Genomic DNA, 19,174 nt, shown 5'->3' with positions numbered 1-19,174 from the left:
GAAAATGTGAGTTTAAAGAAAACGTCTCAAAGAACTACATTGTTCTTTGAGACGTTTTTTAATAAAGTGAAACTCCTAATTATTCTCCAAGTACCTTCTCAATCTCAACCTCTAAATCTACCGGCTTCGTCTGTGGCGCAAAACGCCCTACTACTTTCCCGTCTTTTCCAATTAAAAACTTCATAAAATTCCATTTCACTGCTTTCATACCGAGTAAACCTGGTGCTTGTTCTGTCATGTATGTATATAAAGGATGAGCCTTATCACCTTTCACATCAACCTTTGCAAACATTGGGAAGTTTACACCGTAGTTTAATTCACAAAAACTAGTAATGTCCGCTTCTGTACCTGGTTCTTGTCCTCCGAATTGGTTACAAGGGAATCCGAGTATTTCAAGTCCTTGGTCTTTATATTTATCATACACCTCTTGTAATCCTTTATATTGCGGTGTGAAACCACATTTACTAGCTACATTTACAATAAGAAGTGCTTTTCCTTCGTAATCTTTTAACGATTTTTCTTCACCGGTAATTGTTTTAGCTGAAAAATCATAAACTGTCATTGTCTTTGCCCCTCTCTTCACTATCATTCTATGTTTATACTATACTACATTCGTGAATATACATCTCTTATTACGTACTTATAAGATATAATGATAACGCTTTATTTCCGTTCAAAATTCGACACATACTACTAGACTTTTATGATGGAAAGTTTTACAATTGAAATGTGAACAAAATGTGACAGTTTATATTCCATTATAAAAGAAAAGGATGGTGTCCATTATGAAAACTGCACAACATGAAACGATTTCAAATCGCGAGTTTTATTTCGTACTATATATGATGTTATTGTATGTTACTGGCTGGGTAATCGATGTAAATGGTTTATTCTTAAGCTCCTACTTTAATTTAGCAGGAGAAATTATGCTTCCATTAGTAGGCGGGATTGTTGGACTGTTCATTATGTCTATTAATAAACAACAAACGAAATAATAATATTACAAAAAGGCAGAAGACGAGCTTCGTTTTCTGCCTTTTTTCTATTTTAGCGTATAATAGAAACATGCAGTATATAAGGAGTGGTAAATATGAAAAAAGTAGAGCAATTATCTTCTCACCTATATCTGATTGATGATTTCGATTTACAACATAATGAACGAACTGGTACGTACGTTTTATTAGGTGACGATATTACTTTAATTGAAACTTGTGCAGCCCCTTCTCTTCCGTATATTTTAGAAGGCTTACAACAATTACATATTGATTTAAACGCAGTTAAAAACATTATCGTTACACACGTTCATTTAGATCACGCAGGGGCTGCTGGTTTAATGATGGAAAAGTGCCCAAATGCTACGTTATATGTGCATTCTCGTGGTGCTCGTCATATGATTAATCCAACAAAACTTATTTTGGGTGCAAAAGCTGTCTACAAAGAAGATTTCGATAAACTCTTCGATCCAATTCTTCCAATTGAAGAAGAACGTGTTCATATTGCACAACATGGTGATACGTTAAAAATTGCAAAAGACCGCACCCTTACATTTTATGATACACCAGGACATGCGAAGCACCATATTAGCATTCATGATTCATTAACAAATGGGATTTTCACTGGTGATACAATTGGAATTTATTATAGAGAACTCGCAAACGTTGGTGTAGAGTTATATCTACCATCAACGTCCCCTTCACAATTCCAACCAGATGCGATGATTGCTTCTAAAAATCATATTCAAAGTATGGATGTAGATACTATTTATTTCGGTCATTACGGCGCATCCTCTCATGTTACAGAAGTATACAATCAACTGGAACATTGGCTACCTATTTTCGTTCAGACTGGTAAGGAAGTCTTTGAAAAGTATAATGATTTCGATGAAGCGACTAAAGCTTTACAAACTTTGTTAATGGATAAAATCTCTTCTCATCTTACAAAGTTAAACGTTCCATCAGATCATTCCGTTTATAATATTTTACATCTAGATATAGAAATTAGTGCAATGGGCATTATTGATTATTTCACGAAGCAAGAAAAAGCAAACTCCACTATTAACTAACAGTAAAAGAAGAGATATACAACAGTAGTTATTGTATATCTCTTCTTTTTTTGAATATATTTTGAGTAAAGGATGGTGGAATATAATGCAAAAAGTGATGCTATACCTCTGCTTTACATTATTTATCGTCTTATTATTATTTGTAGGAGTAAAAATTCAATTTTATTTAGATACAGACACGCAAGTGAACTTTAACGTTTATCCAAGATTATTCTACTTTACACTCTTCCCTCTTATAGTTGGCATTTTATTACGATTCCTTCAATCTATTAATCGCGAAACAAGTAAACAAAACTGGAGCTTTCAACCGGATAAATTTATTGCTATTACAGTGCCTACACTATTCATTTCCTTTTCCCCAGCACTACTCTTTTCACCACTTGCAGAATACCTACCTTATTTAGTTAATATTATTCTAATAAATACAACTTTTGTTACGATAATTAGTTTAATAGCTGGTTATTCCCTTTTAGATTGTTTTATACAAAAAGATAATGCAAATATGAAAAAGTATAATTGAACACTCTTTTTTGTTTCAATAAAAAAGCTCAAAGCTAAGGCTATGAGCTTTTCTAATTATTGCACCTTTTCATTTACATATTCCATAAACTGCTCTGCTTTAATAAATCTTTCTTTGTACGCTTCAGGTACTTCTTCTATTGTTATCCCCCCACTCGATTTCGTTTTTACTAAAACGGTTTGATATGACATTAATGCTTCCATATATTGTTCATACTCTTCAGGAGTTAATACCTCTTTACTAGACTTATGGCCATTTAATTTATCAAAATACGGATGAAGCTCCATTACCACCTTTTTCAATTCCTCTTTTTTAGCCGGTAATAATTGATCATAATCAATATTACCGTTCGAATCTCCGTACGTAAGTTTTGCATTTGTTAATTTTTTTAGTTCTTTTGTAAACTCTTCATATTCCTTCGTACCCATTTCATCTTTCGCCTCTGATAATTTTGCACTAAAACGCATATACGCCTCTAATGTCATCGTTCCGGCATGTTTTTTTAAATTCTCGAAAGATCCGTATATACCATCCGCCATAATAGATTGATACGCAAAACCAGTCGTCGGGATTAAAAGAGCTGCTGCAAGCACTCCTGCACTAAGACGCTTCTTCCTTTTGTTCCCTCCGCGATTCATTTTAATCTGAACAATTACTTTTTCTTTTAACTCCGGCGGGGCAACAATTCCCTTCGATTCTTCTTGTATAGATTCTCTAACTCTACAATCTAAACTCATTTCACATTCCCTACCTCTCCTAAAAAGATTTCTTCTACTTGCTCTTTTTGACGTAGTTTCTTTAATGCCGCATGAATTCTAGATTTCACAGTACCAATTGGAATATGTAATATTTGTGCTACTTCTTCTTGTGAATAATCATGTAAGTATCTTAAGATAATAACTTGTTTCAATTTATACGGTAATTTATGAATGAGTTCAATTAGTTTTTGGTTTGATATTTTACTTACAACATCGTTAGAAAAATCAATTTGCACTGACTTTCTTTGCTCTTCTGCTTTTTTTATAATTCGTAGTCGTATCCACCTCTTTCTTCTATAAGAGTGAATTTGTTTAATCGCAAGTCCAATTAGCCAAGGACGAAATGGCTTCTCGCTATCATACTTACGAAGCGATTCATATAGTTGTATGTATATTTCTTGAACGACATCATCTACATCCGTTTTATCCTCTATTAAAAAATGTGCTGTTTTATATATTTCTTGAATCGTTTTATCATACAACTTGCTATATGCTTCTTTATTTCCTGATAAAGTTAATTGGATTAAATGTGCGTAATCTATTTCACCCTTCATATTCCAGCCCTCCTTTGTCTTACACTATATATTGGCAGGTAATTCATATTTCGTTCGATTTTTTTAAAGTTTTTTTATATAAATTAATATTATGATTCATTGAGTTCATAAGCTTCACTTATAACCACACATAACTATTATATATTTTTCCAATTTCTGATAAAGATTTAAAATAATTTATATAGTCAAATTTAGGAGGATATATGATGAAAGCTATCGTTGTAACGTCGTTCGGTGGTCCTGAAGTGATGAAATATACAGATTTGGATATACCGTCTATTTCAGAAGATCAAGTTTTAATTCGCGTTGTTGCTACTAGTGTAAATTTCGCTGATATTAAATCACGTTATGGTAAAAAAGGAAATAAAGCACTACCTTTTATTCCAGGTATAGATGCCACTGGTATTGTAGAACGTGTCGGTTCTCATGTGAAAAATATTCACCCTGGACAACGTGTCATTGCTTTTCCTCAAAATGGATCTTACGCAGAATACGTTGTTGCAAATAAAAATCTTACTTTCGTATTACCCCATGAAGTTGACTTTCAAACTGCAGCCGCTTGTCCAATCGTATCTTTTACAAGCTATAATTTACTCGCAAATGTTGCAAGGCTTCAACAAGGTGAATCTGTACTCATTCATGCGGCTGCTGGCGGAATTGGCACTACTGCTATTCAACTTGCTAAACTATTAGAGGCTGGAACAGTTATAGGCACTGTCGGAAGTGAAGCAAAAAAAGAAATTGCTTTAGATGCTGGAGCTGATTATGTTATTTGTCATCAAGATGAAGATTTTGTAGAGAAAGTCAATGAACTGACAAATGGTGAAGGGGTTGATGTAATTTTAGACTCTATTTCTGGAACGGTTTCTGAAAGAAGTTTAAACTGCCTTGCTTATTACGGTCGCCTCGTTCATTTCGGTAATGCTAGCGGTGAAATTGGTAACTTTCAAACGAAAGATTTACATGCAAGTTGCCGCTCTATACTCGGTTTTAGCTTTGGAACCACACGAAAAAAGCGTCCTGAACTGCTCCAAGAAACTGCAAATGAAGTTTTCCGTTATTTGCGTGACGGACGTTTACAAATTAAGGCTACGAAATCTTTTCCACTTCAAAATGCAGGGAAAGCACATGAATGGGTCGAAAGTAGAAAAAGTACAGGGAAAGTAATACTAACTGTTTAGTCCTCTTCCTGAAATGAATACTGGAAACAGAGGTGGCATTCATGGGATCACGAATTATGCATGTTATTATCGCTAGTGGTATTGCTGAGAAACTATCAATTCACGATAAGACTTCTTTCTTACTTGGAGCTGTAGCCCCTGATGCTGTTCATTCAAAAAAAGAAAAAGGAACCTCACATTTTTATGCCGGTACAACGAAGAACTATACGAGAAGAATAGATTATGATTCATTTTTTCATAAATATGAATCACATATAGATTCCCCATTTATTTTAGGCTATTATACCCACCTCATTGCCGATGATAATTGGCTAAGTGGATTTTTTCTACCTTGGCTAAAAAATAGAATAGAGAATGACGAAACTATCGCACCCCTGTACTATAACGATTTTAAATTGTTAAATGCAAAGTTGCTTCATCATTACGATCAAGAACAACAGCTTTTCTCTCTTCTCAATCAAGAGGCTCACATTGTGGATATTGAAGAGGTTTCTAAAGAAAACGTTTTAGCTTTTCGAAAGTATCTTTTTGAAGATATGTTGTATCCAAAGCAACATTTGCATGAAGACTTACAAGTATTTACGTTTGATCAAATCGTTGGCTATATTGAGACAGCTATTGAAAAAGGAGTATTTTTTATTAAACAACTCTCTAATGAAAAATCCACTTCAAAAATTTAATCCCCCTCAAATATATTTGAGGGGGATTTTCACATAGCAATATTATTATTGGTTCTTCTCCATAACCGCAAAATAATTCCCTTCGCTATCAGCAAAGTTAAACACTTTACCAGAAGGCATAGTTACCATTTCTCCAACAGTAACATTTTTATTTGTTAAATCTGTATATAGTTGATCAAGATTTTCTGAGAAGAACATTAAAGACGGTGTACCAAGATTCAATTCTGGGCTCATTTTCGAAATAACTTCTTTATTATGTAATATAATGCTCGTTTCCGCACCGCTTTTCGGAGCGATTTCAATCCATCTCATTCCTTGCTTATTATCTTCCTCTGCAACTACATGAAACCCTACCTTCTCCGTCCAAAAATTTACTGCCTCATCTTGATTATTTACATATAACATAATTTGTCCTACTTTATGGATCATTACATTTCCCCCTAATGGTTTTTATATTCTATGTAGCTTTCTACAAATACTATCGTTATTCCTTTTGAGTTGGTATGTACTTCTTTGCAAAATTTATCGACTGACTCATCCCATCCAGTTCATCAAAATAATCATTTCTTTCAATCATGTTATATCCGTCGAATCCAATTTTATCTAATACTTTGAAGAATATATCGAAATCTACTTCACCATTCCCTGCTGCGACTTCTATATACTTAGTTGAACGATCACTTTTCACTTCTTTACAATCTTTAATATGAGTTTGTACTATATAATCTTTTAATAGTAATAAACCTTCTCCCGGATTTTCATTTACATCACTTATTAAATTTGCTGGGTCAAAGTTAACAGCTAGTCCTTTCGAGTTTGCAGTTTCTAAAAATCGTTTTAATACTATTGCTTTTTCAGATCCCGTCTCAATGGCGAAGAATCCTCCAAATCTGAACGCTAAGTCCCCTATTTCATTACAAACACGTAGCATTTTATCATAGTACTCACTATTTTCATCATCAGGGATTTTCCCAATATGGGCTGTTACTATGTTAGCTCCTAACCTTAACCCTTTATCAGTAATATATTTAAAACTCTCTATTACACATTCAGCTTCAGTTCCTATTATTCCATTTTCTCCGAAGCTAATTGCTAATGACGGGACTTGAATCTCATTAAAAGATAAGTTTTCTTTTAATGTATTCCATTGTATCTTTGAGATGTTAGCTAAGTTGAAAGTCGGATTCATAGCATATAATTGAATATATTCTAAATCCCATTCCCTTGCTTTTTGTATTCCTTCGTTTACTTCAATATATTTTGTATTCAAAAACATTCCTAATTTCCTATCCATATGTGTACCTTCTTTTTATTATTTCGCATCATTTTAATATTCGACTTTTTTATATTATTTCCTCGTATAAACCAAATAAATAAACTACCCTTTTTTCGATACTCCCAGTAGAAGCATATATATGATAGGCACATTAAAAACACTAATACAATTCCCATTATCACTTGTTTACAAACAAAAAAGACGTAACTACAAATAGTTACGCCTTCTCCATCATTTATCTAGGCTTTTTCTTCCCAGTAAATGCTGGTTTCTTTTTCTTTGGTGCTTTCGGTTTCGTTTCTACGAATGATCCTTTGAACATTTCTTGCTTCGTAAATACGATGCCTAGTTTTTTCGCAAATTGCAGTAATTTGCGCTCTTCTTGTGGAGTTACAAGAGATACGACAGTTCCTTCTTTACCCATACGTCCAGTACGTCCTGAGCGGTGAATGTATTGGTCTACTGTGTCTGGTAATTCTAAGTGAATTACATGTGTTAAATCGTCAATGTCGATACCGCGCGCTGCAATATCAGTAGCAAGTAGAATTTCTAATTTCCCTCCGCGGAAAGCACGCATTGTCGCTTCACGCTCTTGTTTACTTGCTTCTGCATGAAGAGCCGCCGCTTTCATTTTACGGAATTTCAATTTCTCAGTAATTTCATCTAAACGGAATGGATCGTTTAAGAAAGCAACTGCTTTTACATCGCCCATATGCATAATTCTTCTTACGTAATCATTTTTTTCGCGTCGCTCACAAATGATATACGTATGCTCAACTAAGCTTTTTGATTCTGCACGTGTTACACGTACTAATTGTGGTTCCACTGCTAAATCACGTGCCGCATCTTCTGCCGCTTTTGTCATTGTCGCCGAGAAGAATACTAATTGACGATCGCGCATCGTTGATTTAATTACATCTTGCACTGCGCCCATCATTTTTTGCTTTACAATTTGATCAAACTCATCAAATACAATTGTTTTTACTTCATGCATTTTTAGCTTTTTCATACGAATTAATTCTAAAATACGGCCTGGTGAACCGACAATTACTCTTGGGTGTTTCTTTAATTTTTCAACTTGGCGCTTAATATCTGCACCACCAATTAAAGATGCACCTGAAATTTCAGTTCCTGCTGTAAACTTTTGAACCTCTTCATGAATTTGCATTACAAGTTCACGTGTTGGCGCTAAAACAACAACTTGTGGCTGTTTTACTTCAGGATTAATTTTATGTAAAAGTGGTAATAAGTACGCTAATGTTTTTCCTGTTCCAGTTGGAGATTCAGCTATAACGTCTTGTCCTTCTAAAATAGTTGGAATCGCTTGTTTTTGAATTTCAGTTAACTCTTTAAAACCAGCCTTCTCCCAAGCTTGTTGTAAAAATGGTTGCATATCTTTTATCATTTGTTTTTCTCCTTTATCTCTATTTTTGAAGAAAATGCTGTATTGTTCGCACCGTTTCTATCATGTGTGAAATAACAGCTATTAAATCATCAACATGGTCTTCTGTAATCGCTTTTTGAAATAGAACCTCTACCTTATTATGATATGAAATCGCTTGCTTATTATATTCGTATGAAACTTTCTGCATAATCATTCTTTCTTTTCCCCATATAGAACGCATTAATGTTTCAATTCCTTCGCATTTTACTTCTGGTTGTTCTAACGGGAATAAAAATGCTAGCTTCATTTCACAACCTGGTGTAAACTGAGGCACTTCTAGTATTTCACCAGACAAGTTCTTTGCATCCACAGATAATGAAAATGTTGCTTCTACTAATGGTTCAAACGGTTCTGTTAATTGAAATGAGATATGATATATACGACTTAATGAAGCAAGATCCATCATATCTTTTCGATCTGTTACAAGAATATCTCCATGTAGATCAAAATCATACACAGCACCTTCTACGATTACTTTTAAATTGTCAAAAGCAGTTGGATCAAACATAATTTCCTCCAAAAAACAGGCGCCTTTCGATGGAAAGGCGCCACTTGATGTATATATAGTTTACAGATAAACGAGATGAATTACAACCTTTTAGAATAAACCTACTGCTTTTCCATCTTCATTTACATCCATTTGAAGTGCTGCTGGTTGTTTTGGAAGACCTGGCATTGTTAACATTGTACCTGTTAACGCAACGATAAAGCCTGCGCCGATAGATGGTTTTAACTCACGAATTGTAACGATAAAGTCAGATGGACGACCTAATTTTGTTGCATCGTCAGAAAGAGAGTATTGTGTTTTCGCCATACAAACTGGTAGGTTACTCCAACCTTCTCCTTCATATTGAGCTAATTGCTTACGTGCTTTCGGAGCAAATTCAATATCTTTTGCGCCATATACCTTTTGAGCAATTGTACGAATTTTTTCTTCTAAGGGTAATTCTAATTCATAAAGTGGTGCGTAGTTGTTTTCACCTTTTTCGATTTCTTTTAGTACTTTTTCAGCAAGGTCAACTCCGCCTTGGCCACCCTTCTCCCAAACTTCTGTTAAGGATACTGCATAGCCACGCTCATTACACCACTCTTGTAAGTATGTAACTTCTGCATCTGTATCTGTAATGAATTTATTAATTGCAATTACGAAAGGCACACCGAAGCTTTGAATTGTTTCAACATGCTTCTGTAAGTTTTCCATACCTTTTGCTAATGCATCTACATTTTCTTCTTTTAATTGATCTTTTGCAACGCCACCATGCATTTTAAGCGCACGAATCGTCGCAACAATAACAACTGCTTCTGGTTTAATGCCAGCTGCACGAGCTTTAATATCTAAAAACTTCTCAGCGCCTAAATCAGCACCGAATCCAGCTTCTGTAATAACATAATCACCTAATTTTGCTGCCATTGTTGTAGCGATAACACTGTTACAACCGTGAGCGATATTCGCAAATGGTCCGCCATGAATGATAGCTGGTGTATTTTCTAACGTTTGTACTAAGTTCGGCTTTAATGCGTCTTTTAATAATAGTGTTAACGCACCTTCTACACCTAAATCTTTAACCGTTACAGGTTGATTTGCAAAGTTATAGGCAACTACGATGCGAGATAAACGTGCTTTTAAGTCTTGAATATCTGTTGCAAGGCAGAACACGGCCATAATTTCAGATGCTACTGTAATGTCAAAACCGTCTTCACGTGGTACACCTTGTACAGGTCCACCAAGACCAATTACTACGTTACGAAGGGCACGATCATTTAAGTCAACGCAGCGTTTCCAAACGATTTTACGCGTATCAATTCCAAGTGTGTTTCCTTGTTGGATATGATTATCAATAAACGCTGCTAATGCGTTATTGGCAGTTGTGATCGCATGGATATCTCCAGTAAAGTGAAGGTTAATGTCTTCCATTGGTACGACTTGTGAAAAACCGCCACCTGCTGCTCCACCTTTTAATCCCATCGTCGGTCCAAGAGATGGTTCACGAAGTGCAATTACTGTTTTCTTACCAATTTTGTTAAAAGCTTGACCTAAACCAACTGTTACTGTTGATTTACCTTCTCCAGCTGGAGTTGGGTTAATTGCTGTTACTAAAACAACTTTACCGTCTTTCTCATCTTGTAAGCGCTTAAAAATATCAAGAGATAACTTACCTTTATAATGCCCGTATGGCTCTAATTCATCTTCTAAAATATTTAAATCAGCTGCAATTTCTTGAATCTTCTTCATACTCGCTTCTTGTGCGATTTCAATATCGGATTTCACTGTTGTAGTAGTTATCATATACCCTAGTCCCCCTTTAATTGGTTCTGATGATATTGTATCAGTTTTTTGTATTTTCTGCACTTATTTACCTCCTAAAAATTCTTTCATTTCTTTATACGTTTTTTAACATAAATACCCATAAGAATGTTAACGATTGTTGTAGCTCTGTAGGTAGTTGACCTAACATCTTCTCATTTACTCCGCGCTTATATACGCCGATGCCATCTACAACTTTAAAACCTTGTTCTTTCGCTAACTGTTCAAATTCCCAAGGCATCATCGTATTACAAACAACGTCTTTTCCGTACAAGCGAGGATAACTGTTCTCTCGTGGCTTTGCTGTCGGTCCTAAAATTGCAATACATGCATATCCATCTTTCTTTAACACACGCTTTATTTCATTTAACGCTCGTAATGGCTCTTCCGTCCATTCTAAAGAATTAATTGCCATAATTGATTCAAATTGCTCATTTTCAAATGGTAATGCAGAAAGATCTCCTTTTATAAAAGATAAATTCGGTCCTTCTCCGCGTTCCTTACCTTTTTGAATCATCACTTCCGATAAATCTACTCCTACTGCTTTATAGCCTGCGCGACTTAATTTATATGTACCGTAGCCATCACCACAACCAACATCGAGCACTTGTGCTTCTTTCTTCACGTATTGTTCAAAAAACGGAATAATTGTACTTCTGCTACCACTGTCCCACATCTCTTGACTATTTTGATTCCAAAACTCTGCGCTACTATCCCATTTCTTCTCCGCTGACTCGTGCCAATTAAATTTCGTCATACATTCCCCTACCTTCACGTATTATCATTCATTTCATTCTACATCATTTTCCAAAATTCCTGTTTTATCCCGCTTGCAGTAAGACACCTACCTCAAAATTCAATGGATGCGGATCAGTTAATGGGAGAGAACTGCTCATAAAAATCCAATTGTTGCTGGCTGATAATCAGTCCTAGTGGAAAAAATCCCACACTTTATCTTCAATAGGAGATGGATATGTTAACGATGGAATGCGTATTCTCCAATTTTTGCTTTACTTGGGTTTAACTCATACTCATGCTCTTCTCATTTTGAAAGATACTATAGATACACCCAATTGAAAGAGAGGGATGTACATGCGAAGAAAGAGAAATCATCATTTTAAAAGTGGTGAAAAAAACGAAGAGTATGCTGCTGAAATATCACCAGCTGGCATTCCAATTAGACATAAGCGTAAAGAAATTGCAAATGAGATAGAAGGTACAAATACCGGCACAATGGTAGGCTATGTCGCTTTATTTCTTTCGTTATTCTCCATTGCTTTTTATCCAGTTACGCTCGGCTCCCTAGCAATTTTAGTTGGCCTATTAGCTGTCAATTTCGGAGCAAGAACACTTGGATATACAGCAATTGGTTTTGGTAGTTTTTCTGTTTTATTTACTTTACTTTATCCGCTTGCTTTGTCAGCGTTTTAAAAAAACACACCAAGTTATACTTGGTGTGTTCATTCATGATACAACATAATATGACCGCATCCACAACAATGTTTCGCTGTAATTTCTTGAAACACTGGATAATTTTCTTCATCTCGATGCTCAATAAATACTTTTTCAAATCGATACATGTTTGGTGCATATGCCCAATCTTGTTTCGTACGTGCATATAACGTTGAGGAAAAAAACTCCTCACCACCGCAAACGATACATGTGTTCTTCATCGCTACCCCTCCTATGCTTGTCTTACTTCATCTATATGAACATAAGCATAAAAAAAAGACCTTCTATTACTAGAAAGTCTTCTCTGAAACAAAAAGAAATGTACCAAACATTCCTACTCCGCTATATTCTTTTGAAACACCAGCTTCTGTTTTAAATGTTTGCTTTACAGTCATAAAGAATACACCATTTCGTGCATCTGTACTTTCAAATTGTAGTTTTTCTTTTTTACCATCTACATTTTGCGTGCATTCAAAACTACTCTCATTACAATTCAACGCATACTTATCCTCTACATACACTTTAAAATCTGATTCTTTCGGACAAGTTATAAGTAATATTGCCACGAGAATAATACTTATAATACCCACAATTGTATAATATTTCTTCATTTGTACTCCTTTCAAATGACAAGAAAACTTGACTTCATACGCCAAGTTTTCTTAGTCAACAACCCATTGCCACTCTTGTTCTTTCTTATCAAAAATGAGCCAACCTGTTTCTGTTGCTTCCTCTTTCAATTCATCGATATTATCTAACACCTCATCCGTACTTTCATACGAACCAACTACATATACCGGAATTTCAAGACCTCTTCTTGACTCAATCTTCCCTGCTAGATCTATGTAAAGACCATCTTCCATTAGTGGAATCAGTCCCATGATCAATTCTTTTGAAATTGCTGGGAAAATTTTTGATTTTTGGAAGAAAGAAAAACGTTTCTTACCGAAAGCACCGAGTTTATACGGAATGACTTTACTTAACATTCCTACAAAATCAGCAATTCTACGATAATACACTTTGTTGTACCATCCGTCATCATGTGAAAAATAAACAAATCGATTTTTCAACAGCGGAAAGAATGTTCTTGCAAGTGGTTCTTTTTTGTGAGCCAAATATAATAATTCTGCAATTTCTTTCGGCTCTAATTCATCTAAATCGCTTGCATCATCAAAATCTACCCAACAAAATTCATCAAATTCATCAATCTCTGCTTGAATTAACTTATGTATATTTTCTTCCTCAACATATTCAAATAAAGTATGATAATGAAAATCCGTCCATTCAAAGTTGTGCTTCAAAAGCAACACTTGATGAAGCGGTGAAGGGATGTTACTCGCAAACTCTTTAAACGTAATTCCTGATGTAATAAAACAATGACCTCGACGATTACCATTAATATATATCATATTCTTTACTTGGTCAGATCCTCCAGACAAAGCACCTAGCCACCTTCGTTTTATATGTTTCAATTCTATAGCATATTTTAACATGAAAAATTTTAGAAACATAGAAAAAACTTCAAAAACTATTTACAATTTCATGTGTTTTATTACATAGTGATTACAAGAAAAAACGCCTGCTCATAAGCAGGCGTTTTTAAAGGATTTCATCAGGGTTTTGAGGATGATGATTTCCCTCTTTCTTTTCTTCTTTTTGGAACATCGATTGAATTTTATCAATTGTTTGTGGAGCTAATTCAATCATTTTTTCTGCTAAATGTGTCGCATTTTGTAAATGAAGAATATTTACTCCATCTTTATTCACCACAAGAAATGCTACTGGTGTAATAGAAACACCACCCGCGCTACCGCCACCAAATGCAGCGTTACCGTTTGCTCTTTGTCCATCATTCGTTTGGAAATCAGAACCTCCTGCTCCAAAACCGAACGCTACTTTAGAAACCGTTAACACCACACCACCGTCAGCCGTTTGAACAGGCTCTCCAACAATCGTATTTACATCAACCATTTCTTTTAAATTTTCCATTGCTGCTTTCATTAACCCTTGAATTGGATGATCCACCGTTCATAACCTCCTTTGTCATATCTTTCCTAGTTTTTCCGAAAGTTTGTGAACTAAACATAAAATTTTATATTGATTTCAAAAAACTTAAGTTGTAATATTTAGAAAAATAAAAAAGAGGTCGATTCGTTATGATGCGAAAATTAACAAAGAAAGATCATGAACAAGTATTCGCTTATCTAAAAGAAGAAGCAGCCCTTAACTTGTTTATTATTGGAGATATTGAAGCTTTCGGTTATGACACAGATTTTCAAGAACTATGGGGAGTATTTAAAGAGAATGGAACATTAAAATCAATTTTACTCCGATTCCACGATTCATTTATACCATATAGTAAAGAAGACTTTGTTACCACTGATTATGAGGCACTTCTTTCCGCATATAAGCCACTTAAACTCTCTGGTAAGTCAACCATTGTAGAAAAGTTTGAAACTGCTCCAACTCTACAATTAGGCGTCAAAAATGAAATGTATTTTTGTGAATGTCTAAATGACAACAACTTACCTGACACGCCTATTCATGAAACGATTAAACTTGCGTCACTCGATGATATAGAACGAATTATGAAATTACGAAGTGACATTGCTGAATTTCCGACTACCAATGAATCAGAGAAAATATTAAGGCAGGCTATCGAAACGAATACAGGACGCACATACTATATTGAAAAAGACGGCGTGATCATCGCATCCACCTCTACTTCCGCTGAAAATTCATTATCCGCTATGGTAGTTGGTGTATGTACACACCCGAATTATCGTGGAAATGGATTTGCTTCACTCATATTACAAAAAATGATTCAAGACTTTACGAAAGAAAGCCGAACACTTTGTTTATTTTATAACAATCCAGTTGCTGGACGAATTTATAAACGACTAGGATTTAAAGACATTGGAATGTGGACGATGTATCGATAATAAGAAGTAACTCTATAAGAGGAAATAGTCGTAACTTAGTAATACAAGCAAATTACAAAATAACTCACACCGTTATTATGAAGATGGAGAAACTACTTGTAAAGCCGTGCCCCTAACTAAAACATGTCATGTATTCAAGCTAAATTTAGACAGATAAACGCCCCAGTTGTTGCATCTACTCCAGCAATTGGGGCGTTTATCCTCAAATTCTTTCCACTATATTTATGAAACATTTATCACACTTATGTCGCTATTATCTTTACGTACAAATGCCCTTCTAAATATTACTGCGTCTTATTATACTTTGCTTTAAAATCAATATATTCCTGTTTCGCATCTTTGTTATTACCTTGGTGACTATCAAAAGATGTATGTATTTGTGATATGTATTTTACTAACTTGCCTTCATCATTTCTTTTCTTATAATTTATTACAATACTTACTTCCAATATCTGCTTTGAACCATTTTTAGAATCAATATGCAATGCGATTGATCCACCATCATATTCATCATATTGTATTTTCAACTTATCATTAATGATACTCTGAAACTCTAATTCAGTTAGTTTGTATCCAACAGTACTAGGCTGATCAAACTTTTTTATATCATCCCCGGGCTTCATCTTTAGTTTCCCTATCCCTTTTAAACGATCTACAATTAAGTTCACATATGAAACATCCAGATTCGATTCCGGACTTTGTACCTGTCCATTTTTATACATAATATTGGTACGATAAACAACTTCTTCTTTATTATCTTTGCTGTCTACTGCTGAAGTAACCTCTTGTGTTGTATTTCCATATAAACTTTTATCTTTCGTATTATATATCCCTTCCGAAGTTTGATAGATTGTTTTTCTATGCTCTCCATCTTCCTTTTGCTCATATGTACTATATATACCTCTTTGTTCCACATACGCATATCCATCATCACTCGCAGACATAACCTTTTTCATGTCACCTTCATCCAATGCCTTTACTAATCTCTCATACTCTATCTTCGTCTCCCCAAAACCACATCCACTTAATAAACTTGATACTATTGACAGAACTATCATCATCTTAGATTTCTTCTTTAACTTCATACTGACACCCCGTTGATTTCCCTAGGCATTTTTAAGTTCATTATGTTCCTTTTTGGAAATTAATACATTTCACCTTTACTTACTGCTATTTATTTACTCATACAGATTATATTGAAGATGCTTTAATTTTTAATAGCATTAATTTATATACAATCCTTAATTGTTTATATATTCTATTCGAATTTTCAGAAACCAAAACTTATTTTATTTCTTTAGTTTTCTTTTTTCCTTCTCTTCATAAAGCTTTAGTCTTTTCTGACGTTCCCTTTCATGTTCCTCCCACGAAATATAAAATGATGGAAATTTAAATCTACAATAGGCTAATAATTGGAACTCTGCTGCACCTATGGCTACCGCGTACATGATGAACGTAAATATAAAGTAACCAAACATTATGCTCAATGAGTAATTATTTTGTATATAAATTAAAACAAGAAGAATTAGTACATAAATTACCACACCAAACATTATATTTTTCTTTGCCTTATTAAAAAATGAAGTAGATCTTTCTCCCATACTAAATGCACCTTTACTTGCTTGTTTAAGAGTATCAACTGTTGTTACACCATGAACAAGTATTGCTCCTAATACTAGTAAACCTACATAAATAAGCGTAATAAAATTAATAGAATAATTACTCATCCCTGGAAGAACAAATGCCGTAAGACCTATAGTACCTAACTGAAACGCATATAATAATATCACCAATGTCTGGAGTTTTTGAAATTTAAAACGTACCTTAGGGATCAGATATATAATAAAAAAGATTACTTGTAGGCTATATAACAACAATTCCATTCTGACTATTACTGTGTCAAAAAGAGTCGGATAGTAATCCCAGCCAAATCTAATTAATGCTCCAAAAATAAAAAGCATCAATAACGAACTATAAAGCATTCCACCAAACATAAACAACATAGCTCCTTCAGGGCTTAAACGATGTCTACATGTAATTCTAAATTCATCTAAATCTTCTTCTTTTATGTTCCACATTTGTTAACTCCACCTTTCCCCGAACTATAGTATATTACCAAAATAAAGATGCAATTTTCTTAGTCACTGATTTTATACCTTTTTATTTTCATCGCAACTCTTAACAATCTCTTTTGTTGTACTGCGCCTTGTATTTTAAATATTCCTGTCTCGCATCTTGGTTATTATCCTGTTTTCTATTAAAATACGTTATTATTTGGAACATATTTTCTATTAATTTTCCATCCTCATTCTTTTCTTTAAAATCTATATCTATCCTCATTTGCAAAATTTGTTTTGGATTATTTGGGGCATCCAGGTACAATACGATTGTTGCTCCATCAAATTCATCGTATTGTATCTTTAATTTATTATTAATAATATTTTTAAATTCAGATTCAGTTAGTCGATATCCCACTGAATTAGGCTGATCAAACTTTTTCATATCATCTTCAGGCTTCATTTTTAGTTTCCCTATCCCATTTAAACGATCTACAATTAAGTTTACGTATGAAACATCTAGATTTGAATCCGAACTTTTCACCTGTCCATTTTCATACTTAACATGAGTACTATAAATAGTTTCTTTTTTATAATTCTCATTTGTCCTTTTTCCCTTGTCTTTTTCTATATCAGTCGTAACTGTTTGTATCGCCTCTCCATATAAACTTTTATCTTTTGTATTATATACACCTTCCGTAGTTTGACGAATTGTCTTACTATGCTCTCCATCTTCTTTTTGCTCAAACGTACTATAAATACCTCTTTGTTCCACAAAAGCATACCCATCATCACTTGCAGACATAACCTTTTTCATGTCACCTTCATCCAATGCCTTAATAAATGGCTCATACTCTACCTTTTCTTCAAAAAAACTGCATGCTTGTAGTAGGCTGATTGTTATTATGATAGTAATCATTTTAGAAACCTTTTTTATGTTCATTTCATCATCACACTACCCACTCTACATTTTCGATCAGATAACCTTCTAATCACTTTAATCACCTTACATAATTAAATTTTCTTTTAGAAGTTAAAATACTCTCTTGTAAATAATTACTTTTCTATCATCAAAACGTACAATACGCACTTTCTTTATGCCTTACGTTTCGTTTTACCTTTTTTATTTTTCTTTCGATATCTTGGAGTCTCTCTTTTATGTTGCTCCCACGTTTTATTAAATGATGGAAATTTAAATCTGCAATATGCTAATAGCTGAAATTCAGCTGCTCCTATGGCTATCGTATACATTAAAACAGTTCCTATTACATATCCAATAAAAGTATCAAACGCATAATCATTATGAAAATAAATCAAAATAAGAATGATTAATGCGTATATTGAAGCAACTTTCATCATAGTTCCTTTTGTTTTACTAAAAAAGGATACGGATCTTTCATCCATACTAAACGCACCTTCACTTGCCAATTTAAATGTATCTATTGTTGTTACAATATGAAAAATTACTGCTCCTAAATATAGCAAACATACATAATTCAACGTAATACGATCCATTGAATTATTAGCTATTTCAGAAACAACTAAAACTGTAAGTAATATAGTAGCCATTTGAAGTGCGTATAATAATACGACAAGTGTTTGTAGCTTTTGAAATTTAAATTGAGCTTTTGGAAATAAATATAAAATGAAAAAAATTACTTGCAGAGCATATAACAACACTTCCAGCTTAACAATTCCTATATTAAGGAGAACCATACAGTAATCCCAATCACCTGATACAATAATAGAAAAGACGGCTATTGAACTATAAAGTATTCCTCCAAACATAAATCCTGTAGCACCCTCAGGACTTAAACGATCATTACATGTCATCCTAAACTTATCTAAATCTTCTTCTTTTATATTCCACATCCTGACGTTTCACCTCTATACAGCTTAAATAATTTTCATTCAATAACATCCCATTACATTCCTAACTTTTT

24 protein-coding genes are annotated in these 19,174 nt (G+C 34.0%); 7 read left to right on the top strand and 17 right to left on the bottom strand.

All coding sequences use genetic code 11. The annotated features are described in order from the left end of the window. Positions 1 to 79: 79 nt before the first annotated feature. Positions 80 to 562: a glutathione peroxidase gene (bsaA, locus tag DN407_RS10125; protein WP_149216209.1), complete on the bottom strand. Its 483-nt coding sequence runs from the start codon at positions 560 to 562 to the stop codon at positions 80 to 82. A 223-nt stretch (positions 563 to 785) separates the two neighbouring features. On the opposite strand from bsaA, the gene DN407_RS10120 reads away from it, so the two are divergent. The 3 genes from DN407_RS10120 to DN407_RS10110 all read left to right on the top strand — a co-directional run bounded on the left by DN407_RS10120 (position 786) and on the right by DN407_RS10110 (position 2,582). Further along, positions 786 to 995, top strand: coding sequence for a DUF3925 domain-containing protein (locus tag DN407_RS10120; protein ID WP_000844984.1), 210 nt, complete (start codon positions 786 to 788; stop codon positions 993 to 995). 95 nt (positions 996 to 1,090) lie between these two features. Next, positions 1,091 to 2,062 carry an MBL fold metallo-hydrolase gene (locus DN407_RS10115; protein ID WP_098330838.1) on the top strand — a complete coding sequence of 324 codons (972 nt, stop codon included), beginning with the start codon at positions 1,091 to 1,093 and terminating at the stop codon, positions 2,060 to 2,062. 85 nt (positions 2,063 to 2,147) lie between these two features. Continuing rightward, a complete protein-coding gene (locus DN407_RS10110; RefSeq protein WP_001174543.1) occupies positions 2,148 to 2,582 on the top strand; it encodes a hypothetical protein in 435 nt (144 codons plus the stop codon). A 56-nt stretch (positions 2,583 to 2,638) separates the two neighbouring features. Here the strand turns inward: DN407_RS10110 and DN407_RS10105 are convergent, their stop codons facing one another. Both DN407_RS10105 and DN407_RS10100 read right to left on the bottom strand, forming a co-directional pair. After that, on the bottom strand, positions 2,639 to 3,319 hold the full coding sequence (locus DN407_RS10105) for a DUF3600 domain-containing protein (RefSeq protein WP_098348036.1): 681 nt from the start codon (positions 3,317 to 3,319) through the stop codon (positions 2,639 to 2,641). Then, positions 3,316 to 3,894 carry a sigma-70 family RNA polymerase sigma factor gene (locus tag DN407_RS10100; protein WP_061655337.1) on the bottom strand — a complete coding sequence of 193 codons (579 nt, stop codon included), beginning with the start codon at positions 3,892 to 3,894 and terminating at the stop codon, positions 3,316 to 3,318. The genes DN407_RS10105 and DN407_RS10100 overlap by 4 nt, the downstream gene beginning before the upstream one ends. Positions 3,895 to 4,100: 206 nt before the next feature. Between DN407_RS10100 and DN407_RS10095 the strand changes: the two genes are divergently transcribed. Both DN407_RS10095 and DN407_RS10090 read left to right on the top strand, forming a co-directional pair. After that, positions 4,101 to 5,075, top strand: coding sequence for a quinone oxidoreductase family protein (locus DN407_RS10095; RefSeq protein WP_149216208.1), 975 nt, complete (start codon positions 4,101 to 4,103; stop codon positions 5,073 to 5,075). 41 nt (positions 5,076 to 5,116) lie between these two features. After that, positions 5,117 to 5,755, top strand: a complete 639-nt coding sequence (locus DN407_RS10090) for a zinc dependent phospholipase C family protein (RefSeq protein ID WP_000535630.1) — start codon at positions 5,117 to 5,119, stop codon at positions 5,753 to 5,755. A 45-nt stretch (positions 5,756 to 5,800) separates the two neighbouring features. Here the strand turns inward: DN407_RS10090 and DN407_RS10085 are convergent, their stop codons facing one another. The 6 genes from DN407_RS10085 to DN407_RS10060 form a co-directional block, all read right to left on the bottom strand. Further along, on the bottom strand, positions 5,801 to 6,184 hold the full coding sequence (locus DN407_RS10085) for a VOC family protein (RefSeq protein ID WP_000581467.1): 384 nt from the start codon (positions 6,182 to 6,184) through the stop codon (positions 5,801 to 5,803). 55 nt (positions 6,185 to 6,239) lie between these two features. Further along, complete coding sequence (locus DN407_RS10080; protein WP_000375221.1) at positions 6,240 to 7,049, bottom strand: sugar phosphate isomerase/epimerase family protein; 810 nt, start codon at positions 7,047 to 7,049, stop codon at positions 6,240 to 6,242. 217 nt (positions 7,050 to 7,266) lie between these two features. Further along, positions 7,267 to 8,436: a DEAD/DEAH box helicase gene (locus DN407_RS10075; RefSeq protein ID WP_000588613.1), complete on the bottom strand. Its 1,170-nt coding sequence runs from the start codon at positions 8,434 to 8,436 to the stop codon at positions 7,267 to 7,269. Between the two features lie 19 nt (positions 8,437 to 8,455). Next, a complete protein-coding gene (locus DN407_RS10070) occupies positions 8,456 to 8,983 on the bottom strand; it encodes a hypothetical protein (protein WP_000460206.1) in 528 nt (175 codons plus the stop codon). 90 nt (positions 8,984 to 9,073) lie between these two features. Beyond that, complete coding sequence (locus DN407_RS10065; RefSeq protein ID WP_149216748.1) at positions 9,074 to 10,762, bottom strand: formate--tetrahydrofolate ligase; 1,689 nt, start codon at positions 10,760 to 10,762, stop codon at positions 9,074 to 9,076. A gap of 94 nt (positions 10,763 to 10,856) precedes the next feature. Then, positions 10,857 to 11,537, bottom strand: coding sequence for a class I SAM-dependent methyltransferase (locus DN407_RS10060; protein ID WP_000160044.1), 681 nt, complete (start codon positions 11,535 to 11,537; stop codon positions 10,857 to 10,859). Between the two features lie 335 nt (positions 11,538 to 11,872). On the opposite strand from DN407_RS10060, the gene DN407_RS10055 reads away from it, so the two are divergent. After that, positions 11,873 to 12,211: a hypothetical protein gene (locus tag DN407_RS10055; RefSeq protein ID WP_001253202.1), complete on the top strand. Its 339-nt coding sequence runs from the start codon at positions 11,873 to 11,875 to the stop codon at positions 12,209 to 12,211. Between the two features lie 29 nt (positions 12,212 to 12,240). On the opposite strand, the gene DN407_RS10050 is transcribed toward DN407_RS10055, so the two are convergent. The 4 genes from DN407_RS10050 to ytfJ all read right to left on the bottom strand — a co-directional run bounded on the left by DN407_RS10050 (position 12,241) and on the right by ytfJ (position 14,257). After that, positions 12,241 to 12,453, bottom strand: coding sequence for a hypothetical protein (locus tag DN407_RS10050; protein WP_000798747.1), 213 nt, complete (start codon positions 12,451 to 12,453; stop codon positions 12,241 to 12,243). A gap of 69 nt (positions 12,454 to 12,522) precedes the next feature. Then, positions 12,523 to 12,843: a hypothetical protein gene (locus DN407_RS10045; RefSeq protein WP_000761171.1), complete on the bottom strand. Its 321-nt coding sequence runs from the start codon at positions 12,841 to 12,843 to the stop codon at positions 12,523 to 12,525. Positions 12,844 to 12,894: 51 nt separating this feature from the next. Beyond that, positions 12,895 to 13,671, bottom strand: coding sequence for an oxalate:formate antiporter (locus DN407_RS10040; protein ID WP_000014087.1), 777 nt, complete (start codon positions 13,669 to 13,671; stop codon positions 12,895 to 12,897). A 160-nt stretch (positions 13,672 to 13,831) separates the two neighbouring features. After that, positions 13,832 to 14,257, bottom strand: coding sequence for a GerW family sporulation protein (gene ytfJ, locus DN407_RS10035; RefSeq protein WP_000349986.1), 426 nt, complete (start codon positions 14,255 to 14,257; stop codon positions 13,832 to 13,834). A gap of 131 nt (positions 14,258 to 14,388) precedes the next feature. Here ytfJ and DN407_RS10030 point away from each other — a divergent pair, with 131 nt between their 5' ends. Next, positions 14,389 to 15,174 carry a GNAT family N-acetyltransferase gene (locus DN407_RS10030; protein ID WP_149216207.1) on the top strand — a complete coding sequence of 262 codons (786 nt, stop codon included), beginning with the start codon at positions 14,389 to 14,391 and terminating at the stop codon, positions 15,172 to 15,174. Positions 15,175 to 15,458: 284 nt separating this feature from the next. On the opposite strand, the gene DN407_RS10025 is transcribed toward DN407_RS10030, so the two are convergent. The 4 genes from DN407_RS10025 to DN407_RS10010 all read right to left on the bottom strand — a co-directional run bounded on the left by DN407_RS10025 (position 15,459) and on the right by DN407_RS10010 (position 19,103). Next, positions 15,459 to 16,259, bottom strand: a complete 801-nt coding sequence (locus tag DN407_RS10025) for a DUF3952 domain-containing protein (protein WP_063245853.1) — start codon at positions 16,257 to 16,259, stop codon at positions 15,459 to 15,461. 204 nt (positions 16,260 to 16,463) lie between these two features. Next, a complete protein-coding gene (locus DN407_RS10020; RefSeq protein ID WP_063245854.1) occupies positions 16,464 to 17,252 on the bottom strand; it encodes a hypothetical protein in 789 nt (262 codons plus the stop codon). Positions 17,253 to 17,352: 100 nt separating this feature from the next. After that, the gene (locus DN407_RS10015) at positions 17,353 to 18,150 is read right to left on the bottom strand and encodes a DUF3952 domain-containing protein (RefSeq protein WP_415483719.1); all 798 of its coding nucleotides are present in this window, start codon (positions 18,148 to 18,150) and stop codon (positions 17,353 to 17,355) included. Positions 18,151 to 18,326: 176 nt separating this feature from the next. After that, a complete protein-coding gene (locus tag DN407_RS10010) occupies positions 18,327 to 19,103 on the bottom strand; it encodes a hypothetical protein (RefSeq protein WP_000267128.1) in 777 nt (258 codons plus the stop codon). Positions 19,104 to 19,174 lie beyond the last annotated feature (71 nt).

It is taken from the genome of Bacillus sp. JAS24-2 (genome assembly GCF_008274905.1).
Lineage (GTDB): Bacteria > Bacillota > Bacilli > Bacillales > Bacillaceae_G > Bacillus_A > Bacillus_A cereus.
The sequence above is the reverse complement of the archived record's forward strand: the minus strand, read 5'-3'. Positions and strand labels throughout refer to the sequence as shown.